Raw genomic sequence first — 20731 nt, forward strand, 5'->3', positions numbered from 1 at the left:
AAATGGAGACTACGCAGCGCCGGGCCTGCTCATCACAAAAGGGGTCAAAGTTGGATGCCGATAGGGGGTTAAAGTTCAATGCCGATTGACACCCTGATGCGACGTCGAAGACATCTGTGACACACAGCAATGGTGCATGAATATTAGCGTTCACACGCAAGGCCGAAGTGACGCCATCGTAAGCGACACCTTCCAGTTCGACTTCGCTGGCGAAGCCGGCGTTCACCGAGATTTCAGGGCCGTCGAACAAAGGTGTAAATCCAGGGCTGTCCAGAAAGATCGGAAACCCAGGCCATGTCGCAGGTAGCTTGGGCGAGGAACCCTCGGGGATGTCACGCACAGCAAGTGCGTCGGGTCCGCAAGCTTCAGTCGGGGTCAACACAACCCAGTGGCTGTGCCATTCGATGCCGTCATTTGACGGATTGCCGTCGCCGTTTTCGTCAAAAAGAGGTGTGTCATCAAAATCGGGATGACTGGTTGCGGCCATTGCAAGGATGCCTGTGCCGCCTTCGAACCCAACGGCTGAAGGGTCCAAAGAAGTAGGCCAGACATATGACCACACGTCTGACCCGCCAACCTCTCCGGTTGCCGCCGGGACCGAGGCGCCAGCGGCACCATTCGTTGTCATATGGAAAGTGACTGTGTTTCCGTTGCGATGCGCGTGCGCGGTTAGAATGTCAAAGTCCGCAACTTTACTGACGTCTGCCGAAGATAGGATGGCGCCATCCTTATGAATGGCATGGTTTTCATCAGCAAGAGCTGTGCCGCCGATGAACAAGGCCAGAGTGGAAGTTAGCGTTGAAAGTTTCATGAGTGCCTCCAATCAAATGGTAGCGAGTCGCTACTATAGAGAGCGGCGCATTGCAACTATAATTTCGAGTCGCTACTAAAAATATCGTGAACACAGGTCATCGCATACGCACACTGATCAACCGTCTGACGCGATTTGATGCTTCCGAAGGATGGGCCGGGATTTGAACCCGACTCAGAGAATGACGCTCGAATACCTCGCTGAGGCGAACGTGTTTTCGCGCTCGCCGTCGCATGTTGCAGAATACATAGGAACAACCCGTGGAACGATGTCACAGACGCTCAAAGCTTTGGCGCGCAAAGGCTATGTAGAAGAGCATCGCAAAGAACAGGATCAGTGGTCGATTTCCTATGAACTCACCACGGAAGGGGGCGAGTTCGTACGTCAGACAAACGCTGTTGCTCAGGCAATTGGAGATATGCCTGCAGAAAACTTCACCTTGCTTGAGCAGGGTTGATGCAAGGCCTCAGCCTGGCTTTGGCAAGTTGTTCTTGGGCGGGGCTCGGATGGGCAGCCGAAAACGCAGCCGGTCTGAAAATCGGACTAGGCGAACAAAATCAATGTGGCGGGTAAAGGCCGCTTCAGGTGGTGTTAGGTGACTTGACCGGTAGACTGTGGGCGGACGGACCACTCAACCAGAGATCGCTTCACATTCCGCCCCTCCAGCGGTGTTTGCAGTTTGTTACGATGCGGCGAAACATCCAATGGTTGCGGAAACGCACAATTCGGTTGGTTTGGCAGGTGGCAATAACATGCTGCATTCCTCGACCGTATGGCATCCCAACCTGCCATAACTTAGTGGAACCTCCTCAGGTTTGTTCCGCTTGAAGCCCCATCTGATCCTCGGTTTCCCAGCTTTGAGGGCGGATCGCCTTAAAAGGGTAGAGTCACTCACAACCTCCAACAGAATGTATTCGCTGGATATCGTTTGCTTTCTTGTTAGGGTGCTGCCAGTGCAGAATTAAATCTGCAGTCGTTTTGTACAGCGTTTATCGGAGCTGCCTTTTGATCATTCCATTTCATGTCCGGGAGATGCTGCGGCGAATTAATGCGCGATATGATGTTGACCGCACGCCAAAGCAGTTGGCCCCAAGCGACGACGGGTTTTCGTCTTTGCGCCCCTCTCGCAAGGCTGACAGTAAGACGATTGCGCGGTTCTGGGATCATTTAAAGCCTACAGCAAGCGACGCAGATCAAGCACTGATTGCGGATTCTGCAACAGTCGAGGATTCGGAAACCTATAGCGCCAATATTGAGAACTTCATTGGAACTGTGAAAGTTCCAGTTGGCATCGTTGGACCATTGCGTTTGAACGGTATGAACGCCAACGGGGATTTTTTTGTCCCTCTGGCGACGACTGAGGCTGCTCTTGTTGCCTCTTACGCGCGGGGAGCCTTTGCCGTTGGTCGGTCTGGTGGGGTCAGTACGGCTGTCTTGTATGAAGGTGTATTGCGAACGCCAGCCTTTGTGTTCGAAAGCCTTTTGCAGGCCGGCCAGTTCGTGGATTGGGTGGTCAGCAATGTCGATGATCTCCAGAAAGCGGCTGAAGCCACAACCCGGCATGGCAAACTTGTCTCGTTGGAGCCCTTCATAGACACAAATGTCGTTTTTCTGATTTGCCGTTACACCACAGGCGATGCGGCGGGTCAGAACATGGTAACCATTGCAACGGATGCGCTGTGCCGTGCAATTGAAAGCGGTTGCCCAGTGCCAATTGAAAACTGGTATATCGAAGGGAATTTTTCGGGCGACAAGAAAGCCTCGGCGCTTGGGTTGGTGACGGGTCGCGGCCGCAAGGTAAGCGCGTCGGTAACCTTGCCTGCGGACGTCGTGGAAAAGACGCTTGGCACCACGGTAGATGCCATGTTGGCCTATGGCCGGGTCGCCAATCTTGGATCACATATATCGGGTCAGTTTGGGGCTCAGGCCCACTATGCCAATGGGCTTGCGGCTTTTTACATCGCGACCGGGCAAGACGCGGCCTGTGTCGCTGAAAGCGCGATGGGAGTGACGCGGATGGAGCCCAGAGGGGATGATCTTTTCTGCTCGGTGACGCTCCCAAATATCCTTGTCGGTTCCGTGGGTGGGGGGACCGGATTGCCCAGCCAGACTGCGGCGCTGAACATTCTGGGACTGAAGGGCTCGGGTCATGGCAAGGCGCTGGCCGAAGTAGCTGCCGCTATCTGTCTGTGCGGAGAGATATCGATTGTTGCTGCTATCGCTGCCGGGCATTTCACGCGCGCCCATGAGAGTCTGGCCCGCCAACGATGACTTTGCTGGCTCGATTGTGGATTTATCAGTCCGAACGCTTTCCGATAAAGAAGACCGTTCCGCTCTTGCTGGTATTTTCTGCGGCAAGCATCTGTGTCTCGGCTCGGCTTGCCGATCGCTCCTTGCCCGAATGGCCCGCCTTCGCCGTCGGCTTCATCCTGGCGATGATGCTGTTTTTTCAGATGCGCGTTTGCGACGAATTCAAGGATGCCGAGGACGACCGTCGTTACCGGCCCGAGCGCCCCATTCCAAGAGGGTTAGTGTCACAGGCTGAGGTGCTGGTACTTGGCTTGCTGACATTACCGGTGACTGTCGCCGCTGCATGGTTGTGGTACCCCCCGGTTCTGTGGTGCCTTTTTATGGTTTGGCTTTGGCTGACGGCAATGACAGCCGAATTCGGGGCGCCAGTCTGGTTAAAGGCGCGGCCGGTCCTCTATCTGTTCAGCCACATGGCGATTATGCCCCTGATCGATTTGCTGCTCACCAGTATAGAATGGCTTCCAGTCGGTGGTGCCGCATCGAAGCTATGGTTGTTTCTGGCCTTATCTTTCGTGAACGGTTGCGTTCTTGAAATCGGACGCAAGCTATGGTCGCCTGAAAACGAAATTGACGGGGTAGACACCTATTCGGACCTTTGGGGATATCGCTGTGCCGCCATCGTTTGGCTGTGCAGTGTTGCGCTGTCGTTTCTGTTGTTGGTGGGTACTGGGTTTGCGACCGGCGTTGGTTGGTTAACCGTCGTGCTCGGGTCCGCTGCGTTTGTGTTTTGTGGCCTTGCGGCAGGCAGTTACGTAAAAGCACCAACACCCAAGGCACAAGGCAGGATGGACACAGTCGCGGGACTTTGGGTGTTCTTCTGTTACGCCACAGCGGGCTTTTTACCGTTTCTGGTTGGAGGCTTCAGATGACCTTTATCGTCAATCAATCCGATGCAACTGACCCGACCGTGGTCGGAGGTAAAGCCGCTGCGTTATCGAGCCTTGTCTGCCACGGATTCAATCCGCCTGCGTTTTTTGTCATCAGCGATACCGCTTTCCGACAAGGCAAGACTGGACCAGTCGCGGTGCGCGGGCTGAGTGATGCACTTGGCGTTGCATTGGATGCATTGGGTCCGGGGCCATATGCGGTGCGCAGTTCCGGTCGGGCCGAAGATGGTGCGGAGCACAGTCATGCAGGGCAGTTCGATACGGTCTTGAATGTCGATGCTAGCAAGGTATTGCTGGCGGCGAAACGGGTTTGGCAATCGGGATTTACGGATTCTGTCGCCACCTATCGCTCGGTCAAATCCGGGGGTGAGGCAGAAGCCCCTGCAATCATCGTACAGCGCATGATTGATGCGACGACCGCCGGTGTCGCTTTCTCGGCCGATCCGGTAACCGGGCGACGAAACACTGTAGTCGTGTCTGCCGTCAAAGGCCTGGGCGATGCCCTGGTCGCAGGTGAGGTTGATGGCGAGGACTGGACCATCGAACAAGCCAGACAGCCTGAATGCGCGCAAGACACGCCCCAGGTTTTGACACGGGACCAGGCGCTTCAGGTCGCAATGCTGGCGCGCAAAGCGGAAGAGGCTTTTGGGTGCCCGCAAGACATCGAATGGGCATTCGATGCGGATGGGTTGCACATTCTTCAGGCACGGCCGATTACGACCGAACTGCGTCCAGTGGCGATACCGGATAATGCGCTTACCATCTTTGACAACTCGAACATTGTCGAAAGCTATCCGGGCATGGTCAGTCCGCTGACTTATTCCTTTGCCGTGCATGTCTACTCTCGGGTCTATCGCGCCTTCGTGCGGCTTCTGGGCGTTTCGGATAGAGCCGTCGCGCGGAACTCGGCCATCTTCGACAATTTCCTTGGGCGCATTGATGGGCGTGTCTATTACAATCTGGTCAACTGGTACCGTGCGTTGGCGCTGCTTCCGGGGTTCTCGCTGAACCGCGACTACATGGAAACAATGATGGGTGTGTCAGAACCCATGCCGCGTGAGATTACAGATGGGATTGGGCCTGCTCCTGCTAAAGGCGCGCGCAAGGTATTGGAGTATGCCAAACTGGCTGCGGTTGCGGGCAGCCTGATCTGGCAGGCCGTGCGTTTGCCGCGCACCCGGCGCAACTTCTATGCCAGGCTGAACGAAATTCTGGATCGTGATCTGGACATAGAAGTTGCGAATGCGACCGAACTGGCCGCCGAGTATCGTCATATCGAAAGTACCCTGCTGGATCGCTGGGACGCGCCGCTTGTAAATGATTTCCTGTGCATGATCGCCTTTGGCGCATCGCGCAACCTGCTGCACAAATGGTTGGGTGAGGACGGGCTGATGCTGCATAACGATGTCATGATTGGCCAGGGTGATATCGTCTCAGCCGAACCGGCGCAGCGTATTACCCACATGGCTCACTTGGTCCGCGAGGCTGAGATTACTGATCAGCTGAGCGCGGAATGCCGGTTGGAAACCCTTGCATCTTATCCTCAAATCAGGGCCGAGGTTCAGTCATATCTGAGTAAATTCGGGGACAGGTGTACTGAGGAGCTGAAGCTGGAGAGTATTCCACTGCGCGATGATCCCACCAGTCTGCTAATGGCCATCGCAGCAAGTGCCGCCCGCCCCGAGGGTAAGCGGCACATCGGCACAGAGCCGGACTGGAAGTCCCTGTTTCCAGCTAATCCGTTGAAACGCCACATTTCAAAATGGATCGTAGGGTGGGCCAAGGCCCGGGTACGCGATCGAGAGAATCTGCGCTTTGAACGCACCCGGATATTCGGTCACGCCCGGCGTGTTTTTCTGGGCATCGGGCGAGAGTTTGCGGCAAGAGGGCTGCTTTCATATCCCCGCGACGTCTTTCATCTGACAACATATGAAGTCCTGGGCGCCGTCGAAGGGTTCAGTCTTTCGCCTGATCTGAAAACCATAGTAGCGCAACGCCAACGCGAAGATGCTGCTGCATCCCAACGCGCGGACCCGCCCGAACGTATAGAAATCCGAGGACCCGCTATTGCTCCGATATGGGCGGATACTGAAGAGGTGGACAGCGATCCGGAGCGTGTGAAAACCGGCACCGGCTGTTCAGCCGGGCAGGTAATCGCAAAGGCCCGTGTGATCCGTGATCCGCGGACCGAGGCGCTGCAACCTGGCGATATCCTTGTGGCGCGCCACACTGATCCGGGCTGGATTGCGGTGTTCTCGAATGCATCGGCCATTGTGGTGGAGCGGGGATCACTATTGTCGCATTCTGCCATCGTGGCGCGCGAGTTGGGCATCCCCTGTGTAGTGGGTCTGAAGGGTGCTACGCAATGGATCAAGGATGGTGAAACCCTGTCGGTCGACGGAGCAAGTGGCAAAGTGGAACGGTGCGATGGGGTATAGTGAAATCGAAGGCAAAGCAGATTTCGGTCACATCCGGTACGCGCAGCTATGGGAAGATGCAGACGTTCTGACCGAGGCGCTGGGAGATTGCGCAGGCGGCACGCTGGTTTCCATATGTTCGGCCGGTGATAATGCACTGGCCATGCTGACGCTGGACCCGTCGAAAGTTGTGGTAGTTGATCTGTCACCGGCACAGATTGCCTGCCTGAAGCTAAGGATCGGCGCTTTCCGGTCGCTGACACATCCCGAGTTTCTGGAACTGACCGGATCGCGACCAAGCAACAGACGCAAGGAGTTGCTGTCGCAGGCCCTGCGGGAAACCGACCCTGAAACACGCGCCTTCTGGACCAGCCTGGTCCCCGACGTGGAACGTTTCGGGATCGGCGGGGTCGGCAAGTTTGAGCGGTATTTCCGCATCTTCCGCACCCGGCTTTTGCCGATTGTTCATTCCCGACGCACGATTGATGACGTCTTTACGCCCCGAACACCCGAAGCGCGCGAAGTTTTCTTTGACACACGCTTTGATACCTTTAGATGGCGGCTGTTGCTGAATGTGTTTTTCTCGCGTTTTGTGATGGGGCGTATGGGTCGTGACAAGGCATTCTTTGATCACGTCGAGGGCAGCCCCGCTCAGCATGTAGCTCGTCGAATTCGCCACGCAGGTGTTGATACCGACCCATCGCGAAATCCATATTTGCACTGGATTCTGAAGGGCACGCATTGCGATGCACTCCCAATGGCCTGGAGGCCCGAGCATTTTGATACGATCCGCGCCCGCCTGGACCGCCTGGATATCCGTCCGGGGTCGTTGGAGGCCTTCGTTTCGACCGGTGAAAAAGCCAATGGTTTCAACCTGTCGGATATCTTCGAATATATGTCGCCCGAAGTGTTTGAACAGGTTTACGGGTCTATCCTGTCCGCTTCCGCGCCCAAGGCCCGCCTTGTGTATTGGAACATGATGGCACCCCGCCGCGTGCCGGTCGTACACAAGGAAAAAATAGAAACACATCACGCGATCGAGGACCGACTGAAGGCGCGAGACATGGCCTTTTTCTACTCGGACTTTGTCGTGGAAGAGGTGCTTGTGTGAGTGTTCTGGTACAGATCCTGCTGGCCTTGACGTCTGTTCTCGCCCTGTTGGGATTAATGGCAGTTGTCCGTCGGTTGGCGCAAAAGGTCGGCTTGAACGCAGAAGTGCAACGTAAACTGATGCATGTTGGAACCGGGCTTTTTACCCTGGTTCTGCCTTGGATTTTCCCGGATCGCTGGCCGGTCTACATGCTGATCGCGGTAACGATGATTGTCATGTTGATCTTGCGTTTGCCACGTTTCTCAAAAGGTCTGGGAGCAGCGCTGCACAGCGTCGAACGCACCTCATACGGTGATTTCCTGTTGGCGTTATCCGTTGGGTTTTGCTTTCTGCTGGCAGGGGCAAACACTCTGTATTACGTGCTTCCGATCGCCGTTTTGACGCTGGCGGATGCTGCTGCTGCGCTTGCCGGCACGACATATGGAACCAAACGCTACGTGGTTGAAGACGGCGACAAGAGCCTAGAAGGGTCAGTGGTGTTTTTTGTCGTAACGCTATTGGTTGCGATCATCTGTTTCCTGTTCTTGTCGAAACTACCACCCTCGAACATCATGATGCTGTGCCTTATGGTTGCGGCCTTTGGCACATTGGTCGAGGCGCAAAGCTGGCGAGGGTTTGACAACCTGTTCCTGCCGCTTGGTTTGCTGATTTTTCTGAAAAGTCACTATCATAGCTCTTTGGCAGAATTGTCGTTGTTGGCCGTTTTGTTTCTTGCCTCCCTTGCCAGTTTCGGCGTGGTGGGAACCAAGCTGGGCCTGACCAAACATACGACCCGCGTTTATGTTGTTGCGGTCTTTCTGTTACTGGCAGCTGCGAAACTCCAGAATACAGTACTGCCGATCATGGTTCTGGCGGCACACGGCTGGGCGCGCACCGCCTCTCCGTGTGACAGTAAGTACCCCGATCTGGATATTGTTGCCGCCCTGGGCCTGTTGGGCTTCGGTTGGCTCGCGGCGGGGAATGCTGCGGGATGGGATGCGATATCCTTTTTTGGGCTGAGTGCGATGGGGTTGGCCATGGGGCTTATTGCAGTGGCGTTGCGCACCACGCCAATAGCGATACCGTTTGCTGCCGCCCTCCTGTTCTTCATCCGGTCCTGGGTGGTTTCCCTGAACTCTGACCAATCAAATTGGGCCGAGCCTCTGACTGCACTCGCACTTGTATCACTCGCAACAATGGCGATTGTGCCCCTGTTGCTTCCACATTTGCTCCAAAAGAATCGTGTTTTCAGGCTCACGCTGTTGGCACTGTTTCCACCGCTTGCCTATTACATCTGGTCCATAGCAGGGGCCGTTGGAGGTGGGATGGTCTCAGGAGTTGTATCATGACGAAAGAAACCATTCAGACCGATGGCGCCAAACTGTCTGTTTATCTGCAAGGCCCCGATTGGGACGATGTTCCCGCTGCAACAATCGGCGACTTTTCTTGCCAGACCCCAGAGGCCGGTTTGGAGGCTTTGAAAACGGCCGTTGCGTGTGTCCGGCGGGCCGGGATTGATCGGATCATTGGGCCTATGTCTGGCGACACATGGCATAGCTATCGGTTCGTATCCGATAGCGACGGTTCAGCGCCTTTTTTAATGGAGCCGACGAACAAGCCACATGAGCCCGATGTGTTTCGGGCGGCAGGATTTACGACCATCAGCAAGTATTTCTCGGCGCGCGTGTCGTTGGCACAAACGTCCAAGTTGCCTCTTGCGGCAGCCGACTCGTTTGATGTCGAACCCTGGGACGGAACCAACCCTGAAGGATTGTTCCGGCAAGTGTACCAACTGTCAGTTGAGGCTTTTTCCAAAAACGCCTTCTATAAACCCATATCTGAGAATGATTTTCTTGCAATGTACTTGCCCGTCATTCCGATGTTGAAGCGCGAACTTATCTTTTTTGCTCGTCGTCCGGACGGCTCGTTGGCAGGTTTTCTGTTTGGAATCCCCAACTATGCAGAAGGCCCAAATCCAACTGCGGCCATCCTGAAGACCTATGCAAGCCTTGAGCGCGGCGCAGGCCGTCATTTGGCCAGTCATTTCCATAGGTCAGCCCTAAATCTCGGTTATAAAACAGCCATCCATGCGTTGATCCATGATGACAATCAATCCGCCGACCGCAGTGTTGTCGAAGGGGCTGAGGTTTTCCGGCGGTACAGCCTGTTGGGGTTGCGCCTGAATGGTTAATCTGTTGGACCATTTTGCCGTTGCCGTCGACCGATATCCAAACCGAACGGCCATCGTCGAAAGCAACGGTCGCGAGGTCACCTTTGGTGAGCTTCAGAAACGTGCGCAGCAATTTGCCAGAAAGTGGAGCCGAAAGGGAATTGACCATGGCGATCGCGTTCTGTTGGCGATGCCAGTCAATGCTGATCTCTACGCAAGTCTTGCGGCCTTGTGGTCGTTGGGTGCAACGGTGGTATTGCCTGAACCAGCGATGGGGCTAGCGGGGTTGCGTCACGCAGCGAGAACGACCCGACCCAAGGCCATTTGCGCATCAGGTTTCTTTGCGCTGCTCAGGTTTGTTGTGCCCGAACTTTGGAAGCTGCGGCTTTTGCTACCAGGCAATGCCAAGGGCGACCTGAGGAAAGCGGCTGTCAAGGACAGTGACACGGCGCTCATTTCCTTTACGTCCGGAACAACAGGTCAGCCCAAGGCCATCCCCCGCAGCCATGCGTTTTTGATGGCACAACATGATGCCATCGCACCGCTTCTTGACAGTAATGAAGCAGAGCGGGATCTGGTAGCGTTCCCGGTGTTCACCCTGATAAACCTTGCGGCTGGGCGCACGACCGTTCTTCCGAACTGGAAGATGAGAAATCTGGATCGACTATCGCCCAAGCAGTTGGCGGGCTGGATGTCAATGCAGCAAGTTACGCGGCTTCTGATCCCCCCGTCTTTGTGCGAAAAGCTTGCTCAGTGTAGCGATACGGACCGACTGCATACAGTTTTCACCGGTGGCGGCCCGGTGTTCCCTGACCTGATTGAAAGGCTTCTCACCAATACCGGTCTGGACGTGGTCTGCGTCTATGGGTCAACCGAAGCTGAACCGATTGCGCATCTTGACGCGCGTGACATCTCCGAAAGCGACCAACGCGAAATGGCAGCGGGTAAGGGACTTCTTGTCGGGCATCCGGTTTCGCAAATCAAACTTCGAATTTGGGAGGACGAAGTTCAGGTGGCGGGTGATCATGTAAATGATGGCTATCTAGATCCAGCACACTCCAAAGAGAACAAAATCAAAGATGGCGCCACGATCTGGCATCGAACCGGCGATGCTGGTCAGTTGGATGACCTGGGTCGTTTGTGGCTGTTAGGTAGACTGGGGAGCGAGGTGACAACTTCGTCTGGCCGCATCTTTCCTTTTGCAATCGAAATAGCTGCCCGGCAATGGCCGAGCGTGACGAACAGCGCGCTCATGAACTACAACGGCAGTTCCGCTTTATGCATTGAAGGTGATGTGTATCAGCTATCAAACTGGGAAAATTTGGCCCAGGAATTTGGTGTTTCCAAAGTGATCCATGTGCGAAAAATGCCAATGGACAAACGTCACAGATCCAAAGTTGACCGGGAAAAACTCATCCATTTGTTGGGCTTCTAGTCTACACTATTTATTCTTAAGTATACCGACGGAAGATAACGATCGAGCATAGTTTTGTGTCTGGTCGCTGAACGGCGGGAAAGCCAGGCGGCTTCGAAATTTCGTAACCCGCGGACACACCTCGTATCTCTTCGTTAGTTTTCTAAGACGGCCAGGTATCCTCTAGCCGCCTTGAAACAAACAAACGCGTGCATCGAATTTGCCAGACTAACAAGCCGCGCGTGGCCCTCATCACTGTTCGAGTGCCGCAACCCATGAATGTCCGGCAGACAATGAACGTCAAGTCAATCGCGGCATCTATGCCGATGATCTGCGATTGTCGTACTTGACCGGTGTCTCGCGCTGCTTTCTGTGGGGGATGCAGGCGTGTATCTCCTTGTCTTTCAAGGCGTCTCGGAGCCAGTCGGAACCATGGCCATGATCGCCGAACAATCAGCCCACATTCGGTATGCTGCTGAGCAGAGACCGAGCACGGATGTAATCGCTGACTTGCCCGCCGGTAACGAACCGGTTGAGCGGGCGATCTTTGCTATCACAAATGGCATTTAGCTTGGTGTCATGAGCATCTACGGGATTCTGTTTTCGGAAACCGGGTCGAACACGACGGCCTTTTCCATATTGAAAGCAAACTCGGCCTGTTGGCCGGGCGTAACCTCTGCATCCGCGCGCATGCGGGCGACGCATTCGGCGCCTCCGATCGTTGTGGCCACAAATGTGTCCGAGCCTGCGGGTTCTGTCACAGTCACCGTGTTTCGGATCGACACAATGTGCGTTGACCGGTGATCAGCGCCTTCCACATCGGTAAGCGCTTCGGGGCGGATGCCCAATATCACATCTTTACCTTCGTATGTCTTTATCGCGCCCGAAGGCGCGCAAAGGGCGAGTCGCACTTCGTCGCCGCGATCATCAAATGTAACTGCATAGACCGAGACCCCTTCGACCCGTACGGATGCCTTGATCAGGTTCATTGACGGTGAGCCCATGAATGTAGCGACGAACAGGTTTGCCGGAGTATCGTAAATCTCTTTCGGTGTGCCCAGTTGCTGTACATATCCGCCATTCATCACGGCAATCCGGGTCGAAAGTGTCATTGCCTCGATCTGGTCATGGGTTACGTAGACTATGGTGGTGCCAAGGTTCTGGTGCAGCTTCTTGATTTCGGTGCGCATATCGACCCGCAGCTTGGCGTCGAGATTAGACAAGGGCTCGTCGAACAGAAAAACGTCGGGGTTGCGCACCAGCGCCCGACCCATGGCAACCCGCTGACGCTGACCGCCCGACAACTGGCCCGGTTTTCGGTCAAGCAGTTGTTCGATCTGCAGCAACTTGGCGACATCCGCCATCGCCTTTTCACGTTCGGGCTTGGGAACACCATGCATTTCCAGACCAAAGGTAATGTTCTGGCCGACAGTCATGTTCGGATAGAGGGCGTAGGACTGGAATACCATCGCGATATTGCGATTGGACGGGTGTACCCCGTTCATGCGGGCATCCTTGATCCGGATTTCGCCCGACGTGATGTCCTCTAGGCCTGCAATCATGTTCAACAGTGTGGATTTTCCGCAACCAGAGGGCCCAACAAGCACCAGAAACTCGCCTTCTTCCACTGCAATATTTACTTTATGCAGAACCTCGACAGAGCCGTAGGACTTGGTGACGTTGTCGATATCGAGAAAACCCATCGGTTACCCCTTAACAGAGCCCGCCATCAAGCCGCGCACGAAATAGCGTCCGGCAACGATGTAGACGAGCAGGGTTGGCATTGCAGCTAGGATCGCGCCGGCAAAATGGACGTTGTATTCCTTCACGCCGGTCGAGCTTTGCACAAGGTTGTTCAGGGCGACTGTCATCGGGGCGCCATCGCCCGAGGCGAAGGAGGCACCAAACAGGAAGTCGTTCCAGATGTTGGTGAACTGCCAGATCACGCAAACCACGATAATCGGGCCCGAGGATGGCAGAAGGATGCGCCAGAAGATCTGAAAGAATCCTGCACCATCGATTTGAGCGGCCCGAACCAATTCGGTCGGGAACGCCGCGTAGTAGTTCCGGAAGTACAGGGTCGAAAAACCGACGCCATAAACCACATGGACCAGAACCAGTCCGGCGGTCTTGCCGGACAGGCCAAGAACGCCGAGGATCGCAGCCATAGGGATCAGGACGATCTGGAACGGGATGAAGCAGGAAAACAGCATCAACCCAAACAGGATCGTGTCGCCACGGAACCTCCATTTGGTCAGAATGTATCCATTCAGCGCCCCCAGTACCGTTGAAATTGCAACGGCCGGGACGACCATCGAAATTGAGTTCCAGAAATAGGGTCTGAGACCCGTCGGCTCAACCCCGACCTGCGCGGTGGACCACGCCTTTACCCAGGGTTCCAGCGTGAAGGCGTTTGGAAGGGACATCATCCCTCCGCCGGTGATTTCGGACAGTGGTTTAACTGAATTCACCAGCATGACATAAAGCGGAAGCATGTAGAACAAGACGAACAGGATCAGCACGACGTAGATCAGCGTGCGAGTGTATCGGCCTGTTCGGACAGCGGTGTCAGAGCTTGCGACGGCCATCACTTCTTCTCCTTCAGCTCAGCATAGAGATAAGGGATCATGATTGCGGCAATCGTCATCAGCATAATGACGGCTGAGGATGCACCGATACCCATCTGATTTCGGCTGAACGTGTAGGAATACATGAAAGTCGCAGGCAATTCCGTGGCCCTGCCGGGGCCACCTCCGGTCATCGCGATGACAAGATCGAAGGTTTTGATTGCCAGATGCGCAAGGATCACGAAGGCCGACAGGAATGCAGGTCGCAGTTGCGGGATAATGATACGGCGATACAGGTTCCAGTTCGATGCGCCGTCCATCTGAGCAGCCTTGAGGATTTCGTTGTCGATGCCGCGCAAACCGGCCAGAAACATTGCCATAACAAACCCGGAGGTTTGCCAGACGGCCGCCAGAACGACCGTATAGATTGCGAAGTCCCGGTTCTTGATCCAGTCGAACTCGAAGCTCTGCCATCCCCAAGACTGCACGATGTTTTCCAGTCCGATGCCCGGATCCAGAAACCATTTCCAGGCGGTGCCGGTTACAATGAAACTCAGCGCCATTGGGTAGAGATAGAGCGGGCGCAAAAATCCCTCGCCGCGGATTTTCTGGTCCAGCAAAATGGCCAGTGTCAGGCCAATAATTGTGCAGACTACGATATACAGACCGGCAAAGACGGCCATGTTGGTCAATGCGATCTCCCAGTGGGAAAGCTTGAACAGTTTTTCGTAGTTCGACAGCCCGATCAGGTCGAATGTCCGCTGCCCGTTCTTGTCGACGAACGGCAAGATGCGGCTGTCGGTAAACGATACGTAGATCGTGAACAGAATGAACCCGTAGACAAAAATCAGGACCATCGCCAGGGACGGTGACAGGACGAGCTTGGGAATCCAGTTTTGCAGACGGGTCTTGAAATCTGCCTCAGCAACCGTGGCCATGGCAACTCTCCTGAGGACGGGTTACGTGAGTTAAAAGTCGTGCGGGGCGATCACTGGGAACCGCCCCACGCAAATGGATCACTTTGCGATGGAAACCGCGTCGACCAGTTCCTGAACAGCGGTTTCACTGTCATACTCGCCGTTGAAATGCGCGGTGACCACATCATAAACCGCATTCTTTACCGAAGCCGGAGCAGCATGACCATGCGCCATCGAGCCGAACAGGTTGCCCGAGGATGCCGCTGCTGCAAGGTCTTTCATACCCTGCTGGCCGCAGGCATCCAATTCGCTTCCATCTACGTCGGTGCGGGCCGGGACTGACCCTTTCACCTTGTTGAAGGCGATCTGGAAGGATGGTGACAGGATGGCGCTGGCCAAAGCGGCCTGTTCTGCCGAAACGGTGCCGCCCTGATCAAACATCATGAACTGGTCTGCATTGAAAGTGACCTGATCCTGCGTGCCGGGGAAGCGGAAGCACAGGAAATCCTTGCCCGGAACCTTGCCTGCATTCAGGAACTCGCCCTTCGCCCAGTCGCCCATCATCTGAAAGCCGGCTTCGCCATTGATGACCATCGCCGTCGCCAGGTTCCAATCGCGGCCCGAGAAGTTGTCATCGACATTTTCGCGAATGAACGCCATCCGGTCGAATGCCTCTTTCATGGTCTCCGAACCCAGAGCCTCTTCATCGAGATCAATGAAGGCGGCTTTGTAGAAATCTGGCCCACCCGTTGACATGGCTACCGCATCGAACACTGTTGCGTCCTGCCAAGCCTGACCGCCATGCGCGATTGGCGTAATACCTGCTGCCTTCAGAGTTTCAACCGCCGCTACGAAATCTTCCCAGGATTCGGGCACTGCAATACCATTGGCATCAAGCACGGGCTTGTTGGCCCAGACCCAGTTTGTTGAATGCACATTGACAGGTGCTGAAATCCACTTGCCATCGACTTTGGCAAAGAATTGCAGCGCTTCGGGAACAACTTCATCCCATTCTTCCTGGGCGGCAAGTTCATTCAGATTGGCAAGCGCCCCCTGATTTCCCCAGTCCAGTATGTCAAAACCCAGCGCCTGAACTGCCGTGGGCGGATCACCTGCAGTGACGCGGGCACGCAATACAGTCATGGCCTCGGTTCCACCGCCACCGGCAACGGGCATATCCTGCCAACCGATGCCCTGGCTTTCCAGATCCTGTTTGAGCACGTTCAGCGCCGCAGCTTCGCCGCCTGATGTCCACCAGTGCAGAACTTCCACATCTTCGGCCTGAGCAGCTGTCACGGATAGGGCAGCAACTGCCGTCGTAAAGTGCAGTATCTTGGCAATCTTGTTCATGATGTCCTCCCTGATTGTATTTTTGTAACTGTTCGGTTACTTTCATTATAGTGACGGAAGTGTTCACCAAGTCAAGAAAACTTATTCGGCACCTCGCATGGGCGCGAAGTAACGTCGCGGCCACGCAGGAAAGGCTTTCTCAGATCATCCAAGTGTCAGCATTACTCGATGCATTCGTTTCACTACAACTAAGGCTGCTCCTTTCGAACGATCCGCAGAATGCTGTCGACGTTGAAGTCCAAGCGCTCGTTCAAGGCTTGTTCGTCCATCATGTCCCGTTGAAACAGAAATGAGCCGGTAAACCTGTTGGTCAGGTAGTAATACCCGATGGCGGCAATTGTGATGTTCAGCTGCGTGGCATCTATACCCGAACGAAACTCGCCACTTTCTTCGCCTCTCTTCAGAATGTCTTCCACCATCTCCACGAGACCTTTGGTTGTTTCCGGAAGACTCGAAAGCGACTTTATGTGGCGCGCGCGGTGCAGGTTCTCACTATTGACGAGTGTAATGAACTCTGGGTTCTTGAGGTAGTATTTCCAGGTGAATCTCACTAGGGATTCCAGGGCATCGGACGGTGACAGGCTTTCTAGGTTCAGCTTGCGTTCCGCGGTTCGGATGTCGAGATAGGCCGCTTCCAGTACCGTTTGGAACAGATCTTCTTTGCTTCCGAAATAGTGATAGAGCATCCGCTTGTTCGCATCCGCGCGCTCGGCAATTTCATCCACGCGCGCGCCGCCCAAGCCATGTTTGGCAAACTCTTTCTTCGCGGCGTGAAGTATCCGTGCCTTTGTCGCCTCAGCATCTCTTTTCTTTTTGTTTTTTGTTTTTTCGACCACTACGAACTTCCTTTCTTCCGGGCTTTTTGCACGGTGAAAATGGCCAACGCGGTCCTTTTGCCTGACCTTCCGATTTCAATTGCACGCTACTGCGTGCCGCCCTCCTTCGTTTCTACCTCATTCTTAACGCTTGACATAGCGTTTCGTAAAGAAGTAACTGGTTAGTGCGTTAGCGGTGCAAATTGCCGTTATGCGAGATATGTGTCGGGGAGGGGCCGACGTGGGAAATACCTGTGGTCCTATGTGCTGATCGAAAGGGAGGACATTATGTCATTCATCAAAAAATACATCGAGCAGGAGACGATAACCCGTCGTAATTTCCTGCTCGCATCCGCCTATGGTGTGGGCGGTGCAGCAGTATCGAGTGTGTTGGGCGGCATGGCGCGCGCGGCAATCACAGACCCGACGATTGCGTGGTCGTACCGCAACCGGACCAATCCGTACTGGAACGAGATTGTTTCGGGTGGCGAGGCTTTCGTTGAAAGTCTTGGCAAGCCCAAGGATTTTCTGACGCATCTGATCAATGAAGGCTCGTCTGAGAAGTCGCTGGCAGATGTTAAGGCGCTGCTGTCCAAAACCAATGGTGAACTGGCGTTGGCTATCGACACCAATGACGCGCCAAACGCGCGCCCGGTGGTGGAATCCTGTGTGGAAGCCGGCGCCTATGTTTCGACACTTTGGAACAAAACTGACGATCTGCATCCGTGGGATTTCGGGGACAACTACGTCAGCCACATGAGCTGGTCTGACGAGGGACCCGCCGAGCAGACCGCGCGCATCCTGCTGGATGCGATGGGCGGTTCAGGCGGCGTTGTCCATCTGGGGGGCATTGCGTCGAATAACCCTGCGATTGAACGTTTGGCAGGTCTGAAGAATGCGCTGAAAGACTATCCGAACGCCGAGCTGTTGGCCGCTGAGCCTGCCGACTGGGATACTCAGAAAGCCAACCAGGTCATGAGTGCCTTCCTGACCCGTTATGGTGATGAGATCAAAGGGGTTCATTGTGCCAACGATACAATCGCCTACGGTGTGCTCGAAGCGCTGCGCGCCGAAGGTATCGAGGACATGCCAATCGTATCTTACGACGGCAACCCGCAGGCAGTCCAACTGGTGGGCGAAGGCAAAATCCTGGCTACCGTCTTTACCAACCCGCATTGGGGCGGCGGTATAACGGCGGCGTTGGCCTACTATGCGGCGACCGGCCATTTCAAACCCTCAGAAGAGCCCAATGAACATCGCGAGTTTTATGGTCCGACCATCATGGTCCGGCCCGAAGATGCGCTGGCGTTCAAGGCGGAATATCTGGACAATGTCCCCACCTATGACTGGAAAGATTTTTGGTCCACGTCGAACGGCCAGATTCAGTACAAGTAAAGGCCTTGGCGGACCGGGTCATAGCCCGGTCCTCCACTTCATGTCTGGCTAAGAAGTTCAAGGGCAGACAGCCCGAATAATTCACTCAGTGGGAGGAAGCACATGCGTAATGTGCTGGCACGGGATGTTCTGATCAAATGGGCCCCCCTGATCGTCCTTATCGTCCTGGTTTTGTTCTTTACCGCGATAGAGCCGCGTTTCTTCTCGCTGCGCAACTTCGCACGGATCGGTATCTCGTCCACGCCTGCACTGATGGTCGCCATCGGTGTTACTTTCATCATCGTCATGGGTTCGATTGACCTGTCGATGGAAGGTACGGTTTCGGTCTGTGCCGTAGTGTTCGCCTTTGCATTTATTGGCATGGGGGGCACATTGGCATCCTGGGCGTGGCTGGCCCTTCCACTGGCTGGGCTGGTCGGCGCCGCAATCGGGCTGGTGAACGGGCTTGTCCATGTCATTCTCAGGGTTCCTTCCTTCATGGCCTCTTTGGCCATGGGCTTTGTAGGTACCGGGTTTGCATTGCTGTTAACCGGGGGTGATCGAATTCGGGTCGAAGATGCGCTGTTCCGATCGCTCCTGACCGAGCGTTGGCTTGGTTTTCCGATTATGTGCTATGTGGCCCTGTTTCTTCTGTTGATTGCCTGGTTTATCCAATCGCGTACAACCTTGGGGCGGAATTTCTACGCCGTTGGCGGGGGTGAAGAGCTGGCCCATGCATCTGGCCTGAACGTCAAACGCGTGCGGATCATGGGGTTTGCGCTGGCCGGCGTTTTCTACGCGGTCGGCGCGCTGCTTGCGGTTGGGCGGATCGGGATTGCTGAAACCGCGACCGGGTCGAACTTCATGTTTGTGTCAATCACATCGGTCGTCGTGGGCGGCACCGCACTCTGGGGTGGAATTGGCGGTGTTTGGAACACGCTGATCGGTGTTCTGATCGTAAACGTCATTAACAACGGCATGGTTGTGATCGGACTGCCGGGCTACGTGCAGGACGGCGTTCTGGGTGTTCTGGTCATTGCTGCGGTCGTTCTGTCGACCGACCGAAAATCCGTGACCTTCGTGAAATAGGGGCGGCCAGATGTACGAACTTATAAACGTTGACAAGAAATTCCCCGGCGTTCACGCGCTGAAATCCATCAACTTCAAGATTGAACGAGGCGAGATCGTTGGCCTTGTGGGTGAAAACGGCGCGGGAAAGTCGACCCTGATGAAGGTCATCTATGGCGCCTACCAACCCGATGGCGGCGACATCACGATCGACGGTACCAAAGTTCGTTTTCAGAACCCGCGCCAGGCGATGGATCATGGGATCGGCATGGTGTTTCAGGAGCAATCGCTGATCACGAACCTGACGGTGATGGAAAACATCTTTCTGGGGTTCGAGCAGCAATTTGTCAGTTTTGGCGTCATCAACTGGAACGCTATGGCCGAAGCCGCGCGCAAGCAACTGGCCAAGGTCAAACTGGACATCGAGCCCGGAATGATCACGTCAAAGCTGTCCTTTGCACAACGGCAACTGGTGGAGTTGGCCAAGGTTCTGACGCTGGAAGAACGGATCGACGGTGATCTGGTTATCCTGCTCGATGAGCCGACATCGGTTCTGGCCAAAGAAGAAGTCGAGCTTTTGTTCGGCCTGGTGCGCGAACTGACCAACCGCGCGTCATTCATCTTTGTCAGCCACCGTATGGATGAGGTCCTGGAGCTTTCCGACCGCATTTACGTGATGAAGGATGGTGAGGTTGTGGATGTCGTTGCCCACGATGACGCCGATGTCAATTCCATCCAGCACAAGATGGTCGGCCGTGACGTCGACAAAGAATACTACCGCGAGCAAAGGCAGAACCCCTACCGGTCCACTGCGCACCCTCTTGTCGCGTTCAGCGACGTGTCAGTCACCGGCAAATACGCGAATATTTCGTTCCAACTGCATCCTGGCGAGGTTTTGTGTCTTGTTGGTACCGAAGGCTCCGGGAGAGAGGCCATCCTGCGAACGATTTTCGGCTTGGAAACCCCGTCCTCGGGTGCGGTGATACTCAAGGGGAAAACCGTCAGCAGGTTTACCGCGCAGGCCGGTGTCGTGGGCGGGGTGGGCTACGTTCCCCGCGAACGTAAGGTCGAAGGCATCGTCGCCGGGATGAACGTCTACGAGAACATGACGCTCAGTCAGATGGGGAACTATTCCAACTCGGGCGTGCTGCGCGTTGCCGAGGAAAAGGCGCTGGCCCGCAAATGGATAGATCACCTCGCGATCAAGACACCGGATGTCTACAAGGATTGCGGCGGACTGTCGGGGGGTAACCAGCAGAAAGTCGTATTGGCCAAATGGCGGTCAGCCGGATCCGACATCATCCTGCTCGACCATCCGACACGCGGTCTGGATATCGGCGCGAAAGAGGATGTCTATGACATGGTGCGCGAGATGTCGGATGACGGTGTCGGTATCATTCTGGTCGCGGATACTCTGGAAGAAGCCATCGGCCTCAGCCACACGATCATAGTTCTCAAGGATGGTGTCGCACAGAAACGTTTCGATTGCACCCCGGGAGACAAGCCGTCGCTGTATGACCTTGTCCACCACATGATCTGAG

General features: G+C 55.1%; 17 protein-coding genes and 1 pseudogene. 11 read left to right on the forward strand and 7 right to left on the reverse strand.

Annotated features, from left to right (window positions below; genetic code table 11):
* Positions 1-811, reverse strand: an 811-nt coding sequence (locus ACR0CE_RS11275) for a hypothetical protein (RefSeq protein WP_480832443.1), incomplete at its 3' end; no start/stop codon positions are given.
* Positions 812-992: 181 nt separating this feature from the next.
* Between ACR0CE_RS11275 and ACR0CE_RS11280 the strand changes: the two genes are divergently transcribed.
* The 8 genes from ACR0CE_RS11280 to ACR0CE_RS11315 all read left to right on the forward strand — a co-directional run bounded on the left by ACR0CE_RS11280 (position 993) and on the right by ACR0CE_RS11315 (position 11120).
* Positions 993-1268: a MarR family winged helix-turn-helix transcriptional regulator gene (locus tag ACR0CE_RS11280; RefSeq protein WP_480832445.1), complete on the forward strand. Its 276-nt coding sequence runs from the start codon at positions 993-995 to the stop codon at positions 1266-1268.
* A 575-nt stretch (positions 1269-1843) separates the two neighbouring features.
* Complete coding sequence (locus ACR0CE_RS11285; RefSeq protein ID WP_480832447.1) at positions 1844-3082, forward strand: hydroxymethylglutaryl-CoA reductase; 1239 nt, start codon at positions 1844-1846, stop codon at positions 3080-3082.
* Positions 3079-3990, forward strand: a complete 912-nt coding sequence (locus tag ACR0CE_RS11290; RefSeq protein ID WP_480832449.1) for a UbiA family prenyltransferase — start codon at positions 3079-3081, stop codon at positions 3988-3990. The genes ACR0CE_RS11285 and ACR0CE_RS11290 overlap by 4 nt, the downstream gene beginning before the upstream one ends.
* A complete protein-coding gene (locus tag ACR0CE_RS11295) occupies positions 3987-6446 on the forward strand; it encodes a PEP/pyruvate-binding domain-containing protein (protein ID WP_480832451.1) in 2460 nt (819 codons plus the stop codon). Before ACR0CE_RS11290 ends, ACR0CE_RS11295 begins: the two co-directional genes overlap by 4 nt.
* Entirely contained in the window at positions 6436-7536 is a 1101-nt protein-coding gene (locus ACR0CE_RS11300; protein WP_480832453.1) for a BtaA family protein, read from the forward strand. The genes ACR0CE_RS11295 and ACR0CE_RS11300 overlap by 11 nt, the downstream gene beginning before the upstream one ends.
* Complete coding sequence (locus ACR0CE_RS11305; RefSeq protein WP_480832455.1) at positions 7533-8864, forward strand: hypothetical protein; 1332 nt, start codon at positions 7533-7535, stop codon at positions 8862-8864. Before ACR0CE_RS11300 ends, ACR0CE_RS11305 begins: the two co-directional genes overlap by 4 nt.
* A 185-nt stretch (positions 8865-9049) precedes the next feature.
* Positions 9050-9706 (forward strand): hypothetical protein, encoded by a 657-nt coding sequence (locus ACR0CE_RS11310; RefSeq protein ID WP_480832457.1) that lies wholly within the window; start codon positions 9050-9052, stop codon positions 9704-9706.
* The gene (locus tag ACR0CE_RS11315; protein ID WP_480832459.1) at positions 9699-11120 is read left to right on the forward strand and encodes an AMP-binding protein; all 1422 of its coding nucleotides are present in this window, start codon (positions 9699-9701) and stop codon (positions 11118-11120) included. The genes ACR0CE_RS11310 and ACR0CE_RS11315 overlap by 8 nt, the downstream gene beginning before the upstream one ends.
* A 309-nt stretch (positions 11121-11429) precedes the next feature.
* Here the strand turns inward: ACR0CE_RS11315 and ACR0CE_RS11320 are convergent.
* From ACR0CE_RS11320 to ACR0CE_RS11345, 6 genes and pseudogenes are all read right to left on the reverse strand, one after another.
* Positions 11430-11678, reverse strand: a pseudogene (locus ACR0CE_RS11320) (transposase); the annotation flags it as partial.
* Between the two features lie 8 nt (positions 11679-11686).
* Positions 11687-12802, reverse strand: a complete 1116-nt coding sequence (locus ACR0CE_RS11325; protein ID WP_480832461.1) for an ABC transporter ATP-binding protein — start codon at positions 12800-12802, stop codon at positions 11687-11689.
* Positions 12803-12805: 3 nt separating this feature from the next.
* Positions 12806-13687, reverse strand: a complete 882-nt coding sequence (locus ACR0CE_RS11330; protein ID WP_480832463.1) for a carbohydrate ABC transporter permease — start codon at positions 13685-13687, stop codon at positions 12806-12808.
* Positions 13687-14604, reverse strand: coding sequence for a carbohydrate ABC transporter permease (locus ACR0CE_RS11335; RefSeq protein WP_480832465.1), 918 nt, complete (start codon positions 14602-14604; stop codon positions 13687-13689). The genes ACR0CE_RS11330 and ACR0CE_RS11335 overlap by 1 nt, the downstream gene beginning before the upstream one ends.
* A gap of 78 nt (positions 14605-14682) precedes the next feature.
* Complete coding sequence (locus tag ACR0CE_RS11340; RefSeq protein WP_480832467.1) at positions 14683-15933, reverse strand: ABC transporter substrate-binding protein; 1251 nt, start codon at positions 15931-15933, stop codon at positions 14683-14685.
* A gap of 188 nt (positions 15934-16121) precedes the next feature.
* On the reverse strand, positions 16122-16769 hold the full coding sequence (locus tag ACR0CE_RS11345; protein ID WP_480832469.1) for a TetR/AcrR family transcriptional regulator: 648 nt from the start codon (positions 16767-16769) through the stop codon (positions 16122-16124).
* 267 nt (positions 16770-17036) lie between these two features.
* Between ACR0CE_RS11345 and ACR0CE_RS11350 the strand changes: the two genes are divergently transcribed.
* From ACR0CE_RS11350 to ACR0CE_RS11360, 3 genes are all read left to right on the forward strand, one after another.
* Complete coding sequence (locus tag ACR0CE_RS11350) at positions 17037-18143, forward strand: sugar ABC transporter substrate-binding protein (protein ID WP_480832471.1); 1107 nt, start codon at positions 17037-17039, stop codon at positions 18141-18143.
* A 102-nt stretch (positions 18144-18245) separates the two neighbouring features.
* Positions 18246-19211 (forward strand): ABC transporter permease, encoded by a 966-nt coding sequence (locus ACR0CE_RS11355; RefSeq protein ID WP_480832473.1) that lies wholly within the window; start codon positions 18246-18248, stop codon positions 19209-19211.
* Positions 19212-19221: 10 nt separating this feature from the next.
* Positions 19222-20730, forward strand: coding sequence for a sugar ABC transporter ATP-binding protein (locus tag ACR0CE_RS11360; protein WP_480832475.1), 1509 nt, complete (start codon positions 19222-19224; stop codon positions 20728-20730).
* Position 20731 lies beyond the last annotated feature (1 nt).

Source organism: Ruegeria sp. L11 (assembly GCF_056531755.1).